Origin of the sequence: Amycolatopsis nivea (assembly GCF_004522235.1) — a bacterium.
GTDB classification, from domain to species: domain Bacteria; phylum Actinomycetota; class Actinomycetes; order Mycobacteriales; family Pseudonocardiaceae; genus Amycolatopsis; species Amycolatopsis nivea.
The window spans coordinates 238,220-254,721 of sequence record NZ_SDLT01000001.1 but is presented as its reverse complement, the minus strand read 5'-3'; the positions used below and the strand labels follow the sequence as shown (position 1 = coordinate 254,721).

Here is a 16,502-nt window from a genome sequence, read left to right as displayed (position 1 = left end):
GTTAGGCTAGCCTTCTTCAGTGGACGAAAGGGAGGAACCGGCGACCGGACCGGCCTCGTCCGCACGAACGGAGGCGCCGATGACCACCGGCCGGGACGTCCTGCGCAGTGCGATCGCCGGACAACGGAAATCCGTCCTCGCCGCAGCCGTCCTCGCGGCGGGGCACCAGGGCGGCGAGGCGCTCGTCCCGGTAGTGATCGGCGTGGTGCTGGACCGGGCCGTCGCCGACAGCTCCGTGCTGACGCTCCTCGGCTGGCTGGCCGTGCTGGCGGTGGTCTTCCTCGTGCTCTCCTCCAGCTACCGCTTCGGCGCGCGGGCCGCGGAGGGCGCGTCCGAGCGGGCCGCGCACGAGATCCGGCTCGCGGTCAGCCGTCGCGTCCTGCATCCTCGCGGCGGCGCGGAGAACGGTGCGCTCGCCGGGGAACTGGTGAGCGTCGGGACCTCGGACGCCCGCCGGGTCGGGATGATCAACGCGGTGCTTCCGTTCGGCATCGCCGCGCTCGCCGGGCTGGTCGTGAGCGCGGTGGTGCTCCTCCGGATGTCGGTGCCGCTCGGGCTGCTCGTCCTTCTCGGCACTCCTCCGCTGCTGTTCCTCGCCCACCTCATCGGGAAACCGCTGGAGAAGCGCAGCGAACTGGAGCAGGAACGCGCCGCGCACGCCTCCGGGGTCGCGGCCGACCTGGTCAGCGGGCTGCGCGTGCTGAAAGGCATCGGCGCGGAACCGGCGGCGACCGCGCGGTATCGGCGCACCAGCCGGGACTCCCTGCGAGCGACCATCCGCGCGGCGCGTGCGCAGGCGTGGCACAACGGCGCTCTGCTCGCGCTCACCGGGATCTTCATCGCGATCGTCGCCCTCGTCGGCGGCTCGCTCGCTGCGAACGGCGAGATCTCCGTCGGCGACCTCGTCGCCGCGGTCGGGCTGGCGCAGTTCCTGCAGACGCCGTTCACCATCTTCGCCTGGGTCAATGGCCAGCTCGCCCAGGGCCGCGCTTCCGCCGCCCGAGTCGCCGCAGTGCTCAGCACACCTCCCGCCGTCCCGGACGGCACCGGCGAAATGCCCGCCCCAGCGACCGGCAGCGTTGAGCTTTCCGCGGTATCGCACGGAAAACTCCGCGAACTCGACCTCACCGTCCCGCCCGGCGAACTGCTCGGCATCGTCACCACCGACCCCGCCACGGCCACCGATCTCCTTGACTGCCTAGGCCGCTTCGCCGATCCACGCGGAGGCGCTGTCCACGTCGACGCAGTGAATCTGTCCACTGTGGACCCCGACCGAGTCCGCGAGGTCGTCCTAGTCGCCGCGCACGACACAGACCTCTTCGAAGGCACCGTGGAAGACAACGTCCGCGGCGGCATGCCCGCCATCCCGGACGGAGTGCTCACCGCCTCAGCCGCCGACGAGGTCGCCGCGACTCTCCCCTCCGGCACCGCCACCACCGTCACCGAACGCGGCCGCTCCCTGTCCGGCGGACAACGACAACGGGTCGCCCTCGCCCGCGCCCTCGCCACCGAAGCTCCGGTCCTGGTGCTGCACGATCCGACCACCGCCGTCGACACCGTCACCGAAGCCCGCATCGCCGCCGGGGTCGCGGAACTTCGCCGCACCCGCACCACCATCGTGGTCACCACGAGCCCGGCGCTGCTCGCCGTCACCGACCGGGTCGTACTCCTCCAGGACGGCCAGGTCGCCGCCGAAGGCACCCACCCCGAACTCGTCCGCACGAACGCGACCTACCGAGCGGCGGTCCTCTCATGACCCAACGCGTCGCGGAACCTCGCCCCCACCGCACCACGATCGTCGTCACCGCACTCCTCGAACACGGCCACATCACCACCCAAGGCACCCACCCCGAACCCGTCCACACCGAACCCGCCTACCGAACGGCGGCCCTCTCATGAACCAACACATCGCGGAACCGCGCCCCCACCGCACCACGATCGTCGTCACCGCACTCCCCGAACTCGGCCACACCGAACCCGCCCACCGAACGGCGGTCCTCCCATGAACCAACACGTCACGGAACCGCGCCCCCACCACACCACGATCGTCGTCACCGCACTCCCCGAACACAGCCACATCACCACCCAAAGCACCCACCCCGAACCCGCCCACCGAACAGCGGTCCTCCCATGACCCAACGCGAACTCCTCCCCACCGCCCCCGGCCCGCGCATCCGGGCCGTCCTGCTCGACCTCCTGCGGCAAGCGAAAGCCCGCGCGATCGGGTCCTTCGCCTTCGTCGTCGGCGCGACCGCGATCGGCCTGCTCACCGCTCCCCTGCTCGGCCGCGTCGTCGACCTCGTCGCCACCCGGCAGCCCGCGGCCGCGCTCGCGTACCCGATCGCCGGTCTGGTCCTGGTCGCCGCGACGTCCGCGGTCGCCACCGCCATCGGCGTCTCGATGCTCGCCCGGCTCGGCGAAACCATGCTCGCCGACCTGCGCGAACGGTTCATCGACCGCGCCCTCGGCCTGCCGCTGGAGCAGGTCGAAAAAGCCGGTTCCGGCGACCTGACCGCCCGGGTCACCAACGACGTCTCCGTCGTCGCCGACGCGGTCCGGCAAGCGCTGCCCGCGCTCGCCCGTTCGGTGCTGACGATCGTGCTGACCCTGGTCGCGATGGCGATCCTCGACTGGCGTTTCCTCGCCGCCGCCCTGCTGGCTGTCCCGATCCAGCTCCACACCGTCCGCTGGTACGTCCGCCGCGCGACCCCGTTGTATGCCGCCCAGCGAACCGCCGTCGGCGCGCAGCAGCAACAGCTTCTCGACACCATCGGCGGTGCCAAAACCGTCCGCGTATTCCGGCTCGCGGACGCGCACGTCGACCGGGTCCGCGAACGGTCTAACGGCGCGGTGGAGCTGGCATTGCGCGGAGTCCGCCTCGCCACCCGGTTCTACGGCCGGCTGAATCTCGCCGAGTTCGTCGGCCTTTCCGCGGTACTGGCGGCCGGTTTTCTGTTGGTGGGCGCGAATCTCGCGACGGTCGGCGTCGCGACGGCGGCCGCGTTGTACTTCCACAGCCTCTTCGGGCCGATCAACACCGCCCTCGCGCTGGTCGACGACGCGCAGGCGGCCACCGCGAGCCTGTCCCGGCTGATCGGCGTCGCGGATCTGCCCGCACCGGCCGAACCGACCCGCGTCGGCCGTCCCGTCGACGCTTCGGTGAAGGCCGCCGATGTCGGACACTCCTATGTGGACGACCATCCGGTGCTGCGTGACGTCGACCTCGAGGTCGCGCCGGGCGAACGCGTCGCGCTGGTCGGGGCGAGCGGGGCCGGGAAGACGACGCTGGCCAAGCTGATCGCCGGGATCCACCAGGCCAGCAGCGGCACCGTCTCCATCGGCGGCGTTCCGCTCGACCAGCTCGGCCCGGCCGCCACCCGGCGCGCGGTCGCGTTGATCAGCCAGGAAGTGCACGTCTTCAGCGGGTCGCTGGCCGACGACCTCCGCCTGGCCGCGCCCGAAGCCAGCGACGAAGACCTCCAGGCGGCACTGGCCAAGGTCGGCGCGACCGAGTGGGTCGAGGCCTTGCCGGACGGGCTCGCGACGATCGTCGGCGAGGGCGGGCATCGGCTGACTGTCACGCAGGCTCAGCAGTTGGCGCTCGTACGGTTGGTGCTCGCCGATCCGCCGGTGGCGATCCTCGACGAGGCGACAGCTGAGGCAGGCAGCGCAGGGGCGAAAACGCTGGAAGCCGCCGCAGCCGCCGCACTCGAAGGACGCACCGGCCTGATCGTGGCACACCGATTGACCCAGGCGGCGGCTTCGGATCGCATTGTCGTTCTGGACGCCGGAGTGGTCGTGGAGTCCGGGACGCACGACGAACTGGTCGCGGCCGGAGGCCGGTACGCCACGCTCTGGACCGCCTGGTCCGGCCTGCGCAGCCACCGTCCGTGAGGGGAACCCTGGTCGAGTTCCCCTCACGGCCTTCAGGAGGTTCGGCGCAGCGAAAGCGGGCGCAGGTCGGTCCAGGTCCGCTCGATGTGGTCCAGGCAGGCCTGCCGCGCGTCCGGCCCGAAAGCGGTCCGCCACCCGTCGGGCACGGCCACGAAATCCGGCCACAGGCTGTGCTGGCCCTCGTCGTTCACGAGGACCCGGTAAACGCCGTCGGGGTTTTCGAACGGATTCGTCATCGCTCAGTCCTTTCCGTGCCTCAGCGGATCCCGCTGACCGCGTACTCCACCGGATCCGCTCCGGCCGCCCGCCGGTCCACAATGGACTGCAGGATCTCGCCCACCCGCACCGCGGTGTTCGACAGCAGCGACGACGTGATCCCGTGCGTGTGCTCGGTGCCGCCCTGCAAGTAGAGCCCGCCGCGCACGGACGGGTCGGTGGTGATCCGGTAGTCGCGTTCGACCTTCAACCGGCCCTCGCCGTCCCGGCGGCAGTGGCCGGCCAGGCCGCCGAGCAGCGGCGTCGGGTCCGCGGGCAGGTAGCCGGTCGCGTAGACGACCGCGTCGGCGTCCAGCACCGAACGTTCGCCGGTCGCCAGCGATTCGACCGTCGCGCGCACGTGCGTGCCCTGGTCGGCGACCTCGACCGGACGCGAGACGTTGAACAGCCGCAACCGTTCCACGCCGAGCACCTTTTCCTGGTAGCGCCGCCGGTACAGCTCGTCGATGAGATCGAGGTCGACCGCGGAGTAGTTCGTCGCGCCGTGGTAGCGCATCAGGCGTTCCTTGACCGGTTCGCTTGCCGCGTAGAAGGAATCGACCCCCTCCGGGTCGAAAATCCGGTTGGCGAACGCGCTGTCGTCGGCGGGGCTGTAGCCGTAGCGCGCGAACACCGCGCACACCTCGGCGCGCGGGAACTCGTCGTGCAGCAAGGCGGCGACCTCGGCCGCGCTCTGCCCGGCGCCGATCACCACGAACCGCCGCGCGTCCGTGCCGCGCAATGACTCGACGCGGTGCAGCAGCTCACTGTTGTGCCAGATCCGGTTTCCGGCGACGACCCCGTCCGGCAGCTTCGCGCGCAATCCGGTGCCCAGGACGAGGTTCCGCGCCCGCAGCTCGGTGATCTCGCCGTCCACGCGGGCACGTACGTCGAAGAACGCGACCTCGGCGCCGTCGTGCACCGGTTCGACCGAAACGACTTCGCTGCCGTAGGACACCAGGTCGTCGACCTTCGCCGCGGCCCATTCGAAGTAGTCGTGGAACTCGACGCGCAGCGGGAACAGGGTCTTGTGGTTGATGAAATCGACCAGCCGCCCCTTCTCGTGCAGGTAGTTCAGGAAGGTGAACGCGCTCGCCGGGTTCCGCATCGTCGCCAGGTCCTTGAGGAACGACACCTGCATGGTCGCGGTGTCGATCAGCATCCCGCGATGCCAGCCGAAGCGGGGCTGGCGCTCCAGGAAGTGCGCCGTGACCGTCTCCCCCGAGCCCGCGTTGTGCTCGGCGAGGGCGATCGCGAGCGCGAGGTTGGACGGCCCGAACCCGACTCCGACCACGTCGTACACCGGCACCTGGCTGTCCTCGGCCCCTGCTCGTGACATGAAAGTCCCCTAGCGCGGCACTGCCGCATCACCGTTCTCGACTGACCAATGCTCAAGAAACCCTAACCTAACTTAGGTAAGCCTCAACTAGTACTGTCTGGGTGATGTTCGTCCCGACCACGAAAGGTGCACCGCCGATGCGCGTGGCCATGTTCGGCTACCAGACCTGGGGACACCGCACCCTGAAGGCCCTCCTCGACGCAGGCCAGGACGTGCGGCTGGTGGTCACCCACCCGCCGAGCGACCACGCCTACGAACGGATCTGGAGCGATTCCGTCGCCGGACTGGCCGGGGAGCACGGAATCCGCACCCTGCTGCGCACCCGCCCGGACGACGCGGAACTGCTCGACGAACTGAAGGCGGCGGACCTCGACCTGATCGTCGCGAACAACTGGCGCACCTGGCTGCCGCCGGAGATCTTCGACCTCCCGCGCCACGGGACCCTCAACGTGCACGACTCGCTGCTGCCCGCGTACGCCGGCTTCTCCCCCATCATCTGGGCGCTCATCAACGGTGAACCGGAAGTCGGCGTCACGGCGCACATGATGAACGACGAACTCGACGCGGGCGACATCGTCGCCCAGCGCGCGGTCGCGGTCGGCCCGCGCGACACCGCCACGGATCTGTTCCACCGCACCGTCGATCTCATCGAACCGCTCGTGACCGAAGCACTGGGCCTGATCGAATCCGGCACGGTGGTCCCCATCGCGCAGGACCGGACCAAGGCGAGCTTCTTCCACAAACGCGCCCCGCGCGACAGCCTCATCGACTGGACCTGGTCGGCCGAGGAACTGGACCGCCTGGTGCGCGCCCAATCCGACCCGTACCCCAACGCCTTCGCCTACCACCGCGGCGAGCAACTGCGCATCGTGCGCGCCTCGGTTTCGGACGGCCGCTACGGCGGAACCCCGGGCCGCATCTTCATCCGCGAAGGCGAGGGCGTGGTGATCGTCGCCGGACGGGACGCACGGCGCGGCCAGTCGCCAGGGCTCCGGATCGAACGCGTCCGCACGGCTGACGACCGGGAACTGTCGGCGGCGGAGTACTTCACGACTATGGGCGGGTATCTCACCGACCGTCCGTAGCCGCCGCCCTCGGCCTCGGACCCCACCTCCGCGACGAGCCGGGTCCGAGGCCGAGATTCAAGTTAGATTAGCCTTACCTACCTCGCACCGCTAGCCTGTCGGCATGAGCGCTGTTCTGGTGATGGGCGCGACCGGAAAGGTCGGCCGGCACGTGGTGGCCCGCTTGCGGGAACTGGGGCACGCGGCGCGGCCCGTCTCCCGGTCCAGCCCGGTCCGCTTCGACTGGGCGGACCGTTCCACCTGGCAGCCCGCGCTCGCCGGGGCGGACACGCTGTACCTCAACGTATGGGGCGTGGTCGGCACGGCGGATCCCGCGGAGTTCACGGAACTGGCGGTGCGGTCGGGAGTCCGGCGGATCGTGGCATTGTCCGGCCGCGGCGACGACGGCGAGGACTACCTGCTGAAAACCCCTTACGGCCCCTGGGCGCAGGCGGTGATCGACGGCGAGCGCGCGGCCGGCGAGAGCGGCGCGGAATGGACGATCGTGCGCCCGTGCTGGTTCGCGCAGACCTTCGAGGAAGACCCGAAACTGTCCGAACTGCGCGACGGCGAAGTCGCGATCCCGGTCGGCGACGGCGCAGTGCCCTTCGTGGACGCCACCGACATCGCCGCGGTCGCCGTCGCCGCCCTCACCGAAGACGGGCATCAGGAGCAGACCTACGAACTTTCCGGACCGGAACCGCTGACGTTCCCGGAGGCGGTAGCCGAGATCGCGAGGGCGACCGGCCGGGAGATCAGGCAGATGCCGGTGGAGATACCGGAGTACGTGCGCCGCCTGATCGGCCGCGGCTACGACCGGGCGTCGGCGGAAATGCAGGCAGGCCCGTTCGAATGGCTGCACCGGGGGAAAACCGGCTTCCTCAGCGACGGCGTCCAGCGCGCGATCGGGCGCGAGCCGAGGGGTTTCGCCGACTACGCCAAGCGGGCGGCGGCGACGGGCGTGTGGTCCGCGGGCGCACCGAAGTGACCGCGGTTCCGTTCTAGCGCTCGGAAACCTTGCCCCCGTCGACTTCCAGCCGCCGCGTCACCGAAACTGCGTCCAGCATCCGGCGGTCGTGCGTCACCAGCAGCAGCGTGCCCGGGTAACTGTCCAAAGCGGACTCGAGCTGTTCGATCGCGGGCAGGTCCAGGTGGTTGGTCGGCTCGTCCAGCACCAGCAGGTTGACGCCGCGCGCCTGCAGCAGCGCCAGCGCCGCGCGGGTGCGCTCGCCCGGCGAAAGCGTCGCGGCCGAGCGCAGCACGTGTGCGGCCTTGAGCCCGAATTTCGCCAGCAGGGTACGGACTTCCGCGTCGGCGAGCGACGGGACCTCCTGCGCGAACGCGTCCGCCAGCGGGAGGTCGCCGAGGAACAGCCTGCGGGCCTGGTCGACCTCGCCGACCACCACACCCGGTCCGAGCGCGGCGTCGCCCTCGGCCAGCGGCAGCCGGCCCAGCAACGCCGCCAGCAGCGTGGATTTGCCCGCGCCGTTCGCCCCGGTGATGGCGACCTTGTCCGCCCAGTCGATCTGCAGGTCCACCGGTCCGAGGGTGAACTCGTCGCGCCGCACGACCGCGCCCCGCAGCGTCGCGACCACCGCGCCCGCGCGCGGAGCGGCCGCGATCTCCATCCGCAGCTCCCACTCCTTGCGGGGCTCCTCGACGACGTCGAGCCGCTCGATCATCCGGTCCGTCTGGCGCGCCTTCGAGGCTTGCTTCTCGGTGGCCTCGCTGCGGAATTTGCGGCCGACCTTGTCGTTGTCGGTCGCTTTGCGGCGGGCGTTCTTGACGCCCTTCTCCATCCACGCGCGCTGCATGCCCGCCCGGGCCTCCAGCGCCGCCCGGGTGTTGGCATATTCCTCGTAGTCCTCGCGCGCGTGCCGCCGCGCGACCGCCCGTTCCTCCAAATAGGACTCGTACCCGCCGCCGTACGTCTTCACTTGCTGCTGCGCCAGGTCCAGTTCCACCACGCGGTCCACCGTGCGGGCCAGGAACTCGCGGTCGTGGCTCACCAGCACGGTTCCCCCGCGCAGCCCGGTGACGAACCGCTCGAGCCGGGCGAGCCCGTCGAGGTCGAGGTCGTTCGTCGGCTCGTCGAGCAGGAAGATGTCGTAGCGGCTGAGCAGCAGCGACGCCAGCCCGGCGCGCGCGGCCTGCCCGCCGGAGAGCGAAACCATCGGCTGGTCGAGGTCGACCGCCAGCCCGAGGTCCGCGGCGACCTCGCCGGCGCGGTCGTCCAGGTCGGCGCCGCCGAGCGCGAGCCAGCGGTCCAGCGCGGTGCCGTATGCGTCGTCGGCGCCGTCCTCCCCCGCGGTAAGCGCATCCGTCGCCGCGTCGAGTGCGGTTTGCGCGGCCGCGACCCCGGTGCGCCGCGCGAGGAAGGCGCGGACCGACTCCCCCTCGCGCCGCTCCGGTTCCTGCGGCAGGTGCCCGACGGTGGCGGTCGGCGGGTTCAGCCGGACCTCCCCGGATTCCGGGCGGGCCAGCCCGGCCAGCGTCCGGAGCAGGGTGGACTTCCCGGCGCCGTTGACGCCGACGAGCCCGATCACCTCGCCAGGGGCGACGACGAGATCGAGACCGGAGAAGAGGACGCGGTCACCGTGGCCCGCGGCCAGGTCCTTCGCGACGAGTGTGGCGCTCATATCGGAGCCGAGTTTACGGGGGGCCCGCGCGCAGCGTGCCGCGTGTCGGCTCCGTCACTCCGAGTGGGTACTCTGGGCGGGTTGCCGGGTCCAACAAGAGCAGTGAGGTCGGTGAAAAGCGATGGCGGAACCCGCCCCGGTCCCGTTCGGACAGGGGAAGCAGCGGGCTCCCCGGCCGACCGTCAGCAGGCGGCGCGAGGTGAGCCACGCCAGCGCGCGGTCGCTGCTGATGACCGTGCTGGGCGAGTACGTGCTGCCCCGCGACCGTCCGGTGTGGACGTCGATCCTGGTCGAATCGCTCGGCATGCTCGACATCGAGGAGAAGTCCGCGCGCCAGGCGCTGGCCCGGTCCGCGGGCGAGGGCTGGCTGGTGTCCGAGCGCATCGGCCGCCGCGTCCGGTGGTCGCTGACCCCGCCGGGGCGGCGGCTGCTCACCGAGGGCGCCGAGCGCATATACGCCTTCGGCCGCGACGCGCACGCCTGGGAAAACCGCTGGCTGATGCTGATCGTCTCGGTGCCGGAGGCGAAACGCGACCTGCGCCACCGCCTCCGCACCCGCCTCACCTGGGCAGGTTTCGGTTCGCCGGTGGCGGGCGTCTGGGTGAGCCCGGACCCGAGCCGCGAGCCCGAGGCGCAGAAGATCGTCGCGGAACTGGGTCTCGAAGCGCAGGCCATGTCCTTCACCGCGGAGTACGGCGCGATCGGCGACCAGGAAAGCATGGTCGCGCGGTCGTGGGACCTGTCCGAGCTGACCGACCGGTACGAGGACTTCATCGACCGCTTCACCGGCGTGTCGCCCTCGGGCGCGCAGGCGGTCCTGCGCGCGCAGACCGAACTGGTGCACGAGTGGCGGCGTTTCCCGTTCCTCGACCCGCAGCTGCCCGCGGAGCTGCTGCCGGCGAGCTGGAGCGGAGCCAAGGCAGCCGAACTGTTCCACCGCAAACACGTGGAATGGCGGCCGGCCGCACAGGCGTACTGGGACGAACTCACCGCGAACGAGGAGCAAGCATGACGAGGCTGGAACGCGACGGCGGACTCGCCGTGCTCACCATCGACGAACCGCCGCTCAACCTGTACACGAAGCCGCTGCAGGACGCGCTCCTCGACGCGATCGGCTCGCTGGAGGAAACCCCCGCCCGAGCCCTCCTGATCCGCGCCGAAGGCCGCGTCGTCAGCGGCGGCGTCGATGTCGCACTGTTCGACGCCCAGTCTTCTGCGGCCGAAGCCAAAGTGCTGTTCGACGAGATGCTCAGCCTCCCGGATCGCCTTGCCGCACTGCCGTTCCCGACCGTCTTCGCCGCCCACAGCCTCTGCCTGACGTGGGCTTTCGAGGTCGCGATGGCCTGCGATCTGCTGCTGGCGTCCTCCCGCGCGAAGTTCGGCCTGGTCGAGAAGGTCGTCGGCCTGACCCCCACCATGGGCGGCACCCAACGCCTAGCCGCCCGGGCCGGGGTCGCCCGCGCGAAGGAGTTCGTCTTCACCGGCACTCCTTTCGACGCCGCCACGCTGGAGCGATGGAATGTCGTCAACCGGGTACTGCCAGACGAAGGCTTCGACGAGGCTGCCCGGGAATTCACGCGGCAACTCGCCGAGGGACCGACGCGGGCTCATGCCGCCACGAAGCAGATCCTGGCGCACTTCGAACACGGCGGGGTGCCGGAGGCGAACGAGCACGTGACTGCCATTGCAGCAGAGCTGTACAACACCGAGGACTTGCGGGGTGCGGTGAAGTCGTTCCTCGCTGAGGGCCCCGGGAAGGCTCAGTTCAGCGGCCGCTGACGCGGCTTCGCTGCCCCCTGTGCCGGGGTCGGTCTTTATGCCGGTTTGTGCAGGTCAGGAGATAAAGGAGACCTCGTTGCAGGGGCGGTTGGAGGACCCGCTAGAGTAGTCGCATCGCACTTCACGAGGGGTTCCTCGGGGAGTGAGGAGTCCGGGCTGTGGCGCAGTTTGGTAGCGCACTTGACTGGGGGTCAAGGGGTCGCAGGTTCAAATCCTGTCAGCCCGACCGGACGACGGGTTTCCGCAGCTCAGAGCAGCGGGAGCCCGTTTTTTCGTGTGGTCGCAGGTGTCCTTCCGGACTAGCACAGCGCTCGGTGACACCTTGACTGGAGGCTCTCCTCATGCCGACCAATGTGACCAAACAGGGTCTGCCCCGCCCGATCGACGACGCATGGCGCTCCTACGTCGAAGAGTGGGACCGCAGCCTCCGCGCCGCCAACCGCCCCCACACCACCCGCTACAACTACGAACTCGCCGTCACCCAGTTCGCGGACTTCCTCGGCGGCGACGAACTCCCCCGGTTCCTCGCCGAAATGGACATGGACTCCGCCGACGACAGCGACGCGGCTCAAGACCCTACAGACGTCGGCCGCAAGCACATCGAATGGTTCATCGCCTGGATGATCCACACCCGCTCCGCCTCGACCGCCCTGAACAAATACAAAGCACTCCAGCAGTTCTACAACTACCTGGTCGAGTCCGACGAAATGGACCGGCACCCCATGGCCAAACTCACCCAGCCGGCCGCCACCGAAAAGCTGGTGCCCATCGTCGACGACGACCAACTCACCCGCCTGCTCGACACTTGCCACGGCAAAACCTTCCGCGACCGTCGAGACACCGCCCTCATCCGGCTCTTCCTCGACACCGGCGCACGCCTCAGCGAGGTCGCGAACCTCACCACCGACGACCTCGACCTCTCCCGAGACGGCATCGTCGTCCGAGGCAAAGGCGACCGCATCCGCTTCATCCCGTTCGGCGAACGAACCGGCCAGGCCCTCAGCCGATACCTGCGGGCACGAACCCGCCACGCGGCCGCCGACGTCCCGTATCTCTTCCTCACCGCCCGAGGCGGCAAGCAGCTCAAACCGAACGGCATCAAGATCATGCTCCGCCGCCGCGGCAACCTCGCCGGCATCCCGCACATGCACGCTCATCGCTTGCGCCACACCCTGTCCCACACCTGGCAGCTCGAACAAGGCAACGAATCCGACCTCATGGCCATCATGGGCTGGCGATCCCCCGAAATGCTGCGCCGGTACGGCAAGAGCGCTGCCGCCGAACGCGCGCAGCACACTCACCGCACACTCAATCTTGGCAACCGCGTCTGATCCGCATGCCTCGCGAAGTTGCTGCCTCCGCCTCAAAGCGGCGGCAGCAGCTTCGATCCCAGCAGCTACTGCAAAAGGATCGACCCGCTGGTTCGCCGGGCCGCCCGCCTGCTGCTGACCCGGCCCGAGAGTCTCACCGAATCGCAACGTGAACGACTCGAAGCCCTGACCGCGGCCTGCCCCGAGATGACGGCGCTGGCCGCGGTCGTGCGTTCTTTCGCCGCCCTTCTCGTGCCTCACAAGGACAATCCGGCCAGTTGGCGGCGTGGACCACCGCCGCACGCGAGGCGGATCTACCCCACGTGCACTCCTTCGCCCGAGGCATCGAACAGGACACCGACGCCGTCACCGCTGCGATCACCCTCGATCACCACAATGGGCGCACCGAAGGCGTGAACACCATAAAAGTTACGTGGAATCTGGCCGGATGGGTGATCATGTCCGTCCGGTACGACCACGGACTTGGGAGATGGCTTGAGCGACAGCACAGTGCTGGAGCGGAAGTGGCCGGTGCTCGGCCGACACGGGCGGGCGGCTGAGTGGCTGGGGGTGTGGGCCGATCTCGGGCGGGCGCGGCGGACGATCGACGCCTACGCCCTTGGGTTGGCCGAGTACTTGCTGATGTGTGAGCGGGAGGGCGTCGACCCGGTTACCGCAACTCGTGCGCACATCGCCGTCTACGTCCGCGAGTTGACCGAGCGGCCCGGCCGCAGGGGCGTGAACGTCGTGTCGATCGACTCTGGATCGGGGCTGGCCAACGCGACCATCCAGCAGCGGTTGGTGCCGGTGCGGCTGTTCTACGACTACTTGATGGAGGAGGGGCTGCGGGAGGCCAACCCGGTGGGCCGGGGCCGTTACACGCCCGGGCGCCGCCGGGGCGGCCGCGAGCGCGGTCTGGTGCCACGGTTGACGAAGCTGCCGTGGATCCCGTCGGAGCAGGAGTGGGCGGAATTGCTTGCTGTGGCGTCGAAAGAGCCGGTTCGCAATCGGGTGATGCTCGCGTTGGCCTACGACGCGGCGTTGCCCAGGGAGGAGCTGTGCTCGTTGCGCACCGACGATCTGGACCCGGCTCACCGGACGCTGCGGGTGCGGGCGGAGACGACCAAGAATCGGCTGGAGCGCGTGGTGCCGTACTCGGCCTCCACTGGCGTGCTGTTGTCGGGCTATCTGGCCCATCGGGCGAGGATCAGCCGTGCGCGGGGGCCGCTGTTTTTGTCGGAGTCCCGGCGCAATCACGCGCAGCCGTTGAGCTTGTGGACCTGGTCGAAGGTTGTCCGGAGGATCGCCTTGGAGGCCGAGGTCCCGCGGTTTTCCACCCACACCACAAGGCATCTGTGTTTGACGGACCTGGCGCGGATGGGCTGGGAGCTGCACGCCATCGCGACCTTCGCCGGGCACCGCTCGACCGACGCGACCCTCGCCTACATCCATCTGTCCGGACGGGAGTTGGCCGACAAGCTCGCCAAGGGCATGGAGCACATCCACGCCTGGCGCGTCGCCGCGCTCACCGGCGGTCCGGCTGCGGGAACGCCGCGGTGACCGCGTCGCAGCCGGGGACTGCCGTGGCGGTTTCCGGGGCTCGGTGGCGCTCGCAGTTGGCCGGGCGACGGTTCGATACCACGGTCGAGGTCCGGGCCGAGGAGGCGGCGGCGATCCAGGAGCTGGGCGTGGACAACCTGCGCCGGCTGCAACGCCACGATGCGTCCGCGCCGGGCTGGCGTGTGATCAGGCGGCTGCTGCGCCCGATCGACACGGTCAACGCCGGCCTGGACTCGCCGCCGACCCCGCATCGGCGGCGCGCCATGCTGGATGTGGTCGCGGTGCTGTTGGTGCGCTCCGCCGAGCTCGGCCGGACCTTCTGGGGCTGGACCGCTGAGGAGTGGGTCTGCCTGTTGGGCCGCGATCAGCCGGAGTTCTGCCGCCACGCGCCCGCCTGGGCCGGCGACGAGGTCCGGCCCTACCTGGCGGCGCATGCCTATCTTTTGGGCTCCTTCAACGAGTTCCACGCGATGGGCGGCTTCCACCGGCTGAGGCTGTCCTGGCGAATCTTCGGGCAGGACCGCGTGAACGACGAGATCGCACGGGTCCGCGCGGTCCTGGCGCGGTGGGGCTACCAGCTCGGCCGCGAGGACGACCAGTTGCTGCCGAACGTGGTCTGCCAGCTGTTCCTGTTCAACCGCAGCCCTCACCTGGAGGACTTGGCCACGGAGCTGTTCGACCGTTTTCGCGGCGACCGGCTGTTGGAGGGATCTCGGCTGAACACCCTTTACGCGACGCAGCGGGCGGTGGCCGAGTTGGGGTTCTGCGACCCGCCCCGGCTGCGCATCGGCGACCACTCCAGCCGGGCGACCGGCGGAGCCCCGGCCTGGGAGCAGTGGGTGAACAGGTGGCACGAGACCTCGACGCTGACACCCCGCACCCGCGGCCACGTCCGTTCCAGCCTGCTCAAGGTCGGCCGCTGGATCGTCGCCGAGCACCCCGAGGCAGCTGACCCGGCCGACTGGACCCGCAAGACCTGCGCGGCCTGGGTCGCCGCGCTGGAGCGAATGCGGGTCGGCGACTACGTGCAACGCACCGCCGGGCTCGGCGACCGCCTTGGCAAGCCCATGGAGGCATCCAGCAAGGAGGGCCAGCTCGCCGCGATCCGCAAGTTCTTCACCGACTGCCAGGAATGGGAATGGCTGCCCCGCCGCTTCGACCCCCTGCGCGCGCTGGCCACCCCGCGCAGCATCGCCGCCCTGCTCGGCCCCGACCCCCGGGTGATCGCCGACGACATCTGGGCGAAACTGCTGTGGGCCGGGCTGAACCTCGGCCAGGACGACCTCCCCGTGACCGCCTCCGGGCACTTCTACCCGATCGAGCTGGTCCGCGCGGTCACCCTGGCCTGGCTGTTCTCCGGCCAACGCTCAGACGAGATCGCCCGGCTGCGCGTCGGCTGCATCCGCTGGCAGCACGACGGGGCCGCGATCACCGGCGACTCGGACCAGGTCCTGGCCCGCGACGCGGTCTGCCTGCTCGATGTCCCGACCCACAAGACCGGCACCGCCTTCGCCAAGCCCGTCGACCCGATCCTCGGCCAGGCGATCGACGCCTGGCAGGCGGCCCGCCCACCGCAGCCGCAGTTCACCGACCGGCGCACCGGCGAGCGTGTGAACCTGCTGTTCGCGTTTCGCGCGCGCCGGATCTCCACCGCCTACATCAACAACACCGTCATCCCGATGCTCTGTCGCAAAGCCGGAGTCCCTGCCGCCGACGTCCGCGGCAACATCACCAGCCACCGGGCGCGGTCCACCATCGCCAGCCAGCTCTACAACGCCAAAGAGCCGTTGACCCTGTTCGAACTGCAAGCCTGGCTCGGGCACCGCTCCCCGCAATCCACCCAGTTCTACGCCAAGATCAGCCCCAAGACGTTGGCCAAGGCATACAACGACGCCGGGTACTTCTCCCGCAACGTCCGCACCATCGAGGTCCTCGTCGACCGCGACGCGGTCGCCTCCGGGCAGGCCGCCGCCGGCGAGCCCTGGCAGTACTACGACCTCGGGCATGGACACTGCTCCTACACCTTCTTCGAGCAATGTCCACATAGGATGGCCTGCGCCCGCTGCGACTTCTACATCCCCAAGGCATCCAGCAAGGGACAACTGTTGGAGGCCAAGGACAATCTCCAGCGCATGCTCGCCACGATCCCCCTCAACGACGACGAGCAAGCAGCCGTCGACGAGGGGCAGGCCGCCCTCGACAGCCTACTGGGACGGCTAATCGACGTTCCCACGCCGTCGGGAAGCACTCCACGCGACATCGGTGTCCCGGCGACCGCCACCTTGCTGCCGATCGTCGCGGTCAACCAGGGCAAACCAGAATGAACTTGACAAATCAGATTCCACAGAAAAACGAAGCTGATCAAGCGGCAGATGTACGGACGAGCAGGTTTTGCTCTCCTGCGCTACCGCATTCTCCTCGGATAGCACCACCGAAAGTGCGCCAGAGCCACTCGTTTGACAGACCCACGGACTGCTGACGAGTGCGACCGTCGAATTGCGAAGAACCGTAGGACGGCTCCTCGACCCGGTGCACATCTCCTACTATCTGGCTAGGCGCACCCGCCGATACATTGGCTGCTGCTGGAGCAGGAACAGCTCCAGTCCTGCGGGAGCGGCTGTCCAATGTCGTCAATTGACGAGATCACAGGTCCGGCCGACAC

The 16,502-nt window shown here is 69.6% G+C and carries 13 protein-coding genes, 1 tRNA gene and 1 pseudogene; 12 read left to right on the top strand and 3 right to left on the bottom strand.

All coding sequences use genetic code 11. From position 1 onward, the window contains the following. Positions 1-79 precede the first annotated feature (79 nt). The 3 genes from EIZ44_RS01185 (at position 80) to EIZ44_RS01180 (ending at position 3,894) form a co-directional block, all read left to right on the top strand. Entirely contained in the window at positions 80-1,756 is a 1,677-nt protein-coding gene (locus tag EIZ44_RS01185; protein WP_134727443.1) for an ABC transporter ATP-binding protein, read from the top strand. Next, positions 1,753-1,899, top strand: coding sequence for a hypothetical protein (locus tag EIZ44_RS44560; RefSeq protein ID WP_167753936.1), 147 nt, complete (start codon positions 1,753-1,755; stop codon positions 1,897-1,899). Before EIZ44_RS01185 ends, EIZ44_RS44560 begins: the two co-directional genes overlap by 4 nt. Before the next feature lie 231 nt (positions 1,900-2,130). Then, a complete protein-coding gene (locus EIZ44_RS01180) occupies positions 2,131-3,894 on the top strand; it encodes an ABC transporter ATP-binding protein (RefSeq protein ID WP_134727442.1) in 1,764 nt (587 codons plus the stop codon). Positions 3,895-3,926: 32 nt separating this feature from the next. On the opposite strand, the gene EIZ44_RS01175 is transcribed toward EIZ44_RS01180, so the two are convergent. Both EIZ44_RS01175 and EIZ44_RS01170 read right to left on the bottom strand, forming a co-directional pair. Further along, positions 3,927-4,130, bottom strand: a complete 204-nt coding sequence (locus EIZ44_RS01175; protein WP_043831019.1) for an MbtH family protein — start codon at positions 4,128-4,130, stop codon at positions 3,927-3,929. A gap of 20 nt (positions 4,131-4,150) precedes the next feature. Continuing rightward, on the bottom strand, positions 4,151-5,488 hold the full coding sequence (locus tag EIZ44_RS01170) for a lysine N(6)-hydroxylase/L-ornithine N(5)-oxygenase family protein (protein ID WP_134727441.1): 1,338 nt from the start codon (positions 5,486-5,488) through the stop codon (positions 4,151-4,153). A gap of 137 nt (positions 5,489-5,625) precedes the next feature. Between EIZ44_RS01170 and EIZ44_RS01165 the strand changes: the two genes are divergently transcribed. Beyond that, complete coding sequence (locus EIZ44_RS01165; protein ID WP_134727440.1) at positions 5,626-6,573, top strand: methionyl-tRNA formyltransferase; 948 nt, start codon at positions 5,626-5,628, stop codon at positions 6,571-6,573. Between the two features lie 103 nt (positions 6,574-6,676). After that, the gene (locus tag EIZ44_RS01160; RefSeq protein ID WP_037805648.1) at positions 6,677-7,540 is read left to right on the top strand and encodes an NAD(P)H-binding protein; all 864 of its coding nucleotides are present in this window, start codon (positions 6,677-6,679) and stop codon (positions 7,538-7,540) included. A gap of 13 nt (positions 7,541-7,553) precedes the next feature. On the opposite strand, the gene EIZ44_RS01155 is transcribed toward EIZ44_RS01160, so the two are convergent. After that, entirely contained in the window at positions 7,554-9,191 is a 1,638-nt protein-coding gene (locus tag EIZ44_RS01155) for an ABC-F family ATP-binding cassette domain-containing protein (RefSeq protein WP_134661656.1), read from the bottom strand. A 121-nt stretch (positions 9,192-9,312) separates the two neighbouring features. Between EIZ44_RS01155 and EIZ44_RS01150 the strand changes: the two genes are divergently transcribed. The 7 genes and pseudogenes from EIZ44_RS01150 to EIZ44_RS01120 all read left to right on the top strand — a co-directional run bounded on the left by EIZ44_RS01150 (position 9,313) and on the right by EIZ44_RS01120 (position 16,164). Beyond that, a complete protein-coding gene (locus EIZ44_RS01150) occupies positions 9,313-10,203 on the top strand; it encodes a PaaX family transcriptional regulator (RefSeq protein WP_078870119.1) in 891 nt (296 codons plus the stop codon). Next, positions 10,200-10,970: an enoyl-CoA hydratase/isomerase family protein gene (locus EIZ44_RS01145; RefSeq protein WP_167753935.1), complete on the top strand. Its 771-nt coding sequence runs from the start codon at positions 10,200-10,202 to the stop codon at positions 10,968-10,970. Before EIZ44_RS01150 ends, EIZ44_RS01145 begins: the two co-directional genes overlap by 4 nt. A 152-nt stretch (positions 10,971-11,122) precedes the next feature. Then, a tRNA-Pro gene (locus EIZ44_RS01140) sits at positions 11,123-11,196 on the top strand. A gap of 115 nt (positions 11,197-11,311) precedes the next feature. After that, positions 11,312-12,301 carry a tyrosine-type recombinase/integrase gene (locus tag EIZ44_RS01135; protein WP_134727438.1) on the top strand — a complete coding sequence of 330 codons (990 nt, stop codon included), beginning with the start codon at positions 11,312-11,314 and terminating at the stop codon, positions 12,299-12,301. Positions 12,302-12,394: 93 nt separating this feature from the next. After that, positions 12,395-12,702, top strand: a pseudogene (locus tag EIZ44_RS45300) (transposase); the annotation flags it as partial. A 73-nt stretch (positions 12,703-12,775) separates the two neighbouring features. Further along, positions 12,776-13,840: a tyrosine-type recombinase/integrase gene (locus tag EIZ44_RS01125; RefSeq protein ID WP_134727437.1), complete on the top strand. Its 1,065-nt coding sequence runs from the start codon at positions 12,776-12,778 to the stop codon at positions 13,838-13,840. Further along, on the top strand, positions 13,837-16,164 hold the full coding sequence (locus EIZ44_RS01120) for a tyrosine-type recombinase/integrase (protein WP_240691193.1): 2,328 nt from the start codon (positions 13,837-13,839) through the stop codon (positions 16,162-16,164). Before EIZ44_RS01125 ends, EIZ44_RS01120 begins: the two co-directional genes overlap by 4 nt. The last annotated feature ends 338 nt before the right edge of the window (positions 16,165-16,502 follow it).

Coding starts and splice junctions, on each gene's coding strand:
- EIZ44_RS01185 (WP_134727443.1), top strand. CDS start 80: ATGACCACCGGCCGGGACGTCCTGCGCAGTGCGATCGCCGGACAACGG.
- EIZ44_RS44560 (WP_167753936.1), top strand. CDS start 1,753: ATGACCCAACGCGTCGCGGAACCTCGCCCCCACCGCACCACGATCGTC.
- EIZ44_RS01180 (WP_134727442.1), top strand. CDS start 2,131: ATGACCCAACGCGAACTCCTCCCCACCGCCCCCGGCCCGCGCATCCGG.
- EIZ44_RS01175 (WP_043831019.1), bottom strand. CDS start 4,130: ATGACGAATCCGTTCGAAAACCCCGACGGCGTTTACCGGGTCCTCGTG.
- EIZ44_RS01170 (WP_134727441.1), bottom strand. CDS start 5,488: ATGTCACGAGCAGGGGCCGAGGACAGCCAGGTGCCGGTGTACGACGTG.
- EIZ44_RS01165 (WP_134727440.1), top strand. CDS start 5,626: ATGCGCGTGGCCATGTTCGGCTACCAGACCTGGGGACACCGCACCCTG.
- EIZ44_RS01160 (WP_037805648.1), top strand. CDS start 6,677: ATGAGCGCTGTTCTGGTGATGGGCGCGACCGGAAAGGTCGGCCGGCAC.
- EIZ44_RS01155 (WP_134661656.1), bottom strand. CDS start 9,191: ATGAGCGCCACACTCGTCGCGAAGGACCTGGCCGCGGGCCACGGTGAC.
- EIZ44_RS01150 (WP_078870119.1), top strand. CDS start 9,313: ATGGCGGAACCCGCCCCGGTCCCGTTCGGACAGGGGAAGCAGCGGGCT.
- EIZ44_RS01145 (WP_167753935.1), top strand. CDS start 10,200: ATGACGAGGCTGGAACGCGACGGCGGACTCGCCGTGCTCACCATCGAC.
- EIZ44_RS01135 (WP_134727438.1), top strand. CDS start 11,312: ATGCCGACCAATGTGACCAAACAGGGTCTGCCCCGCCCGATCGACGAC.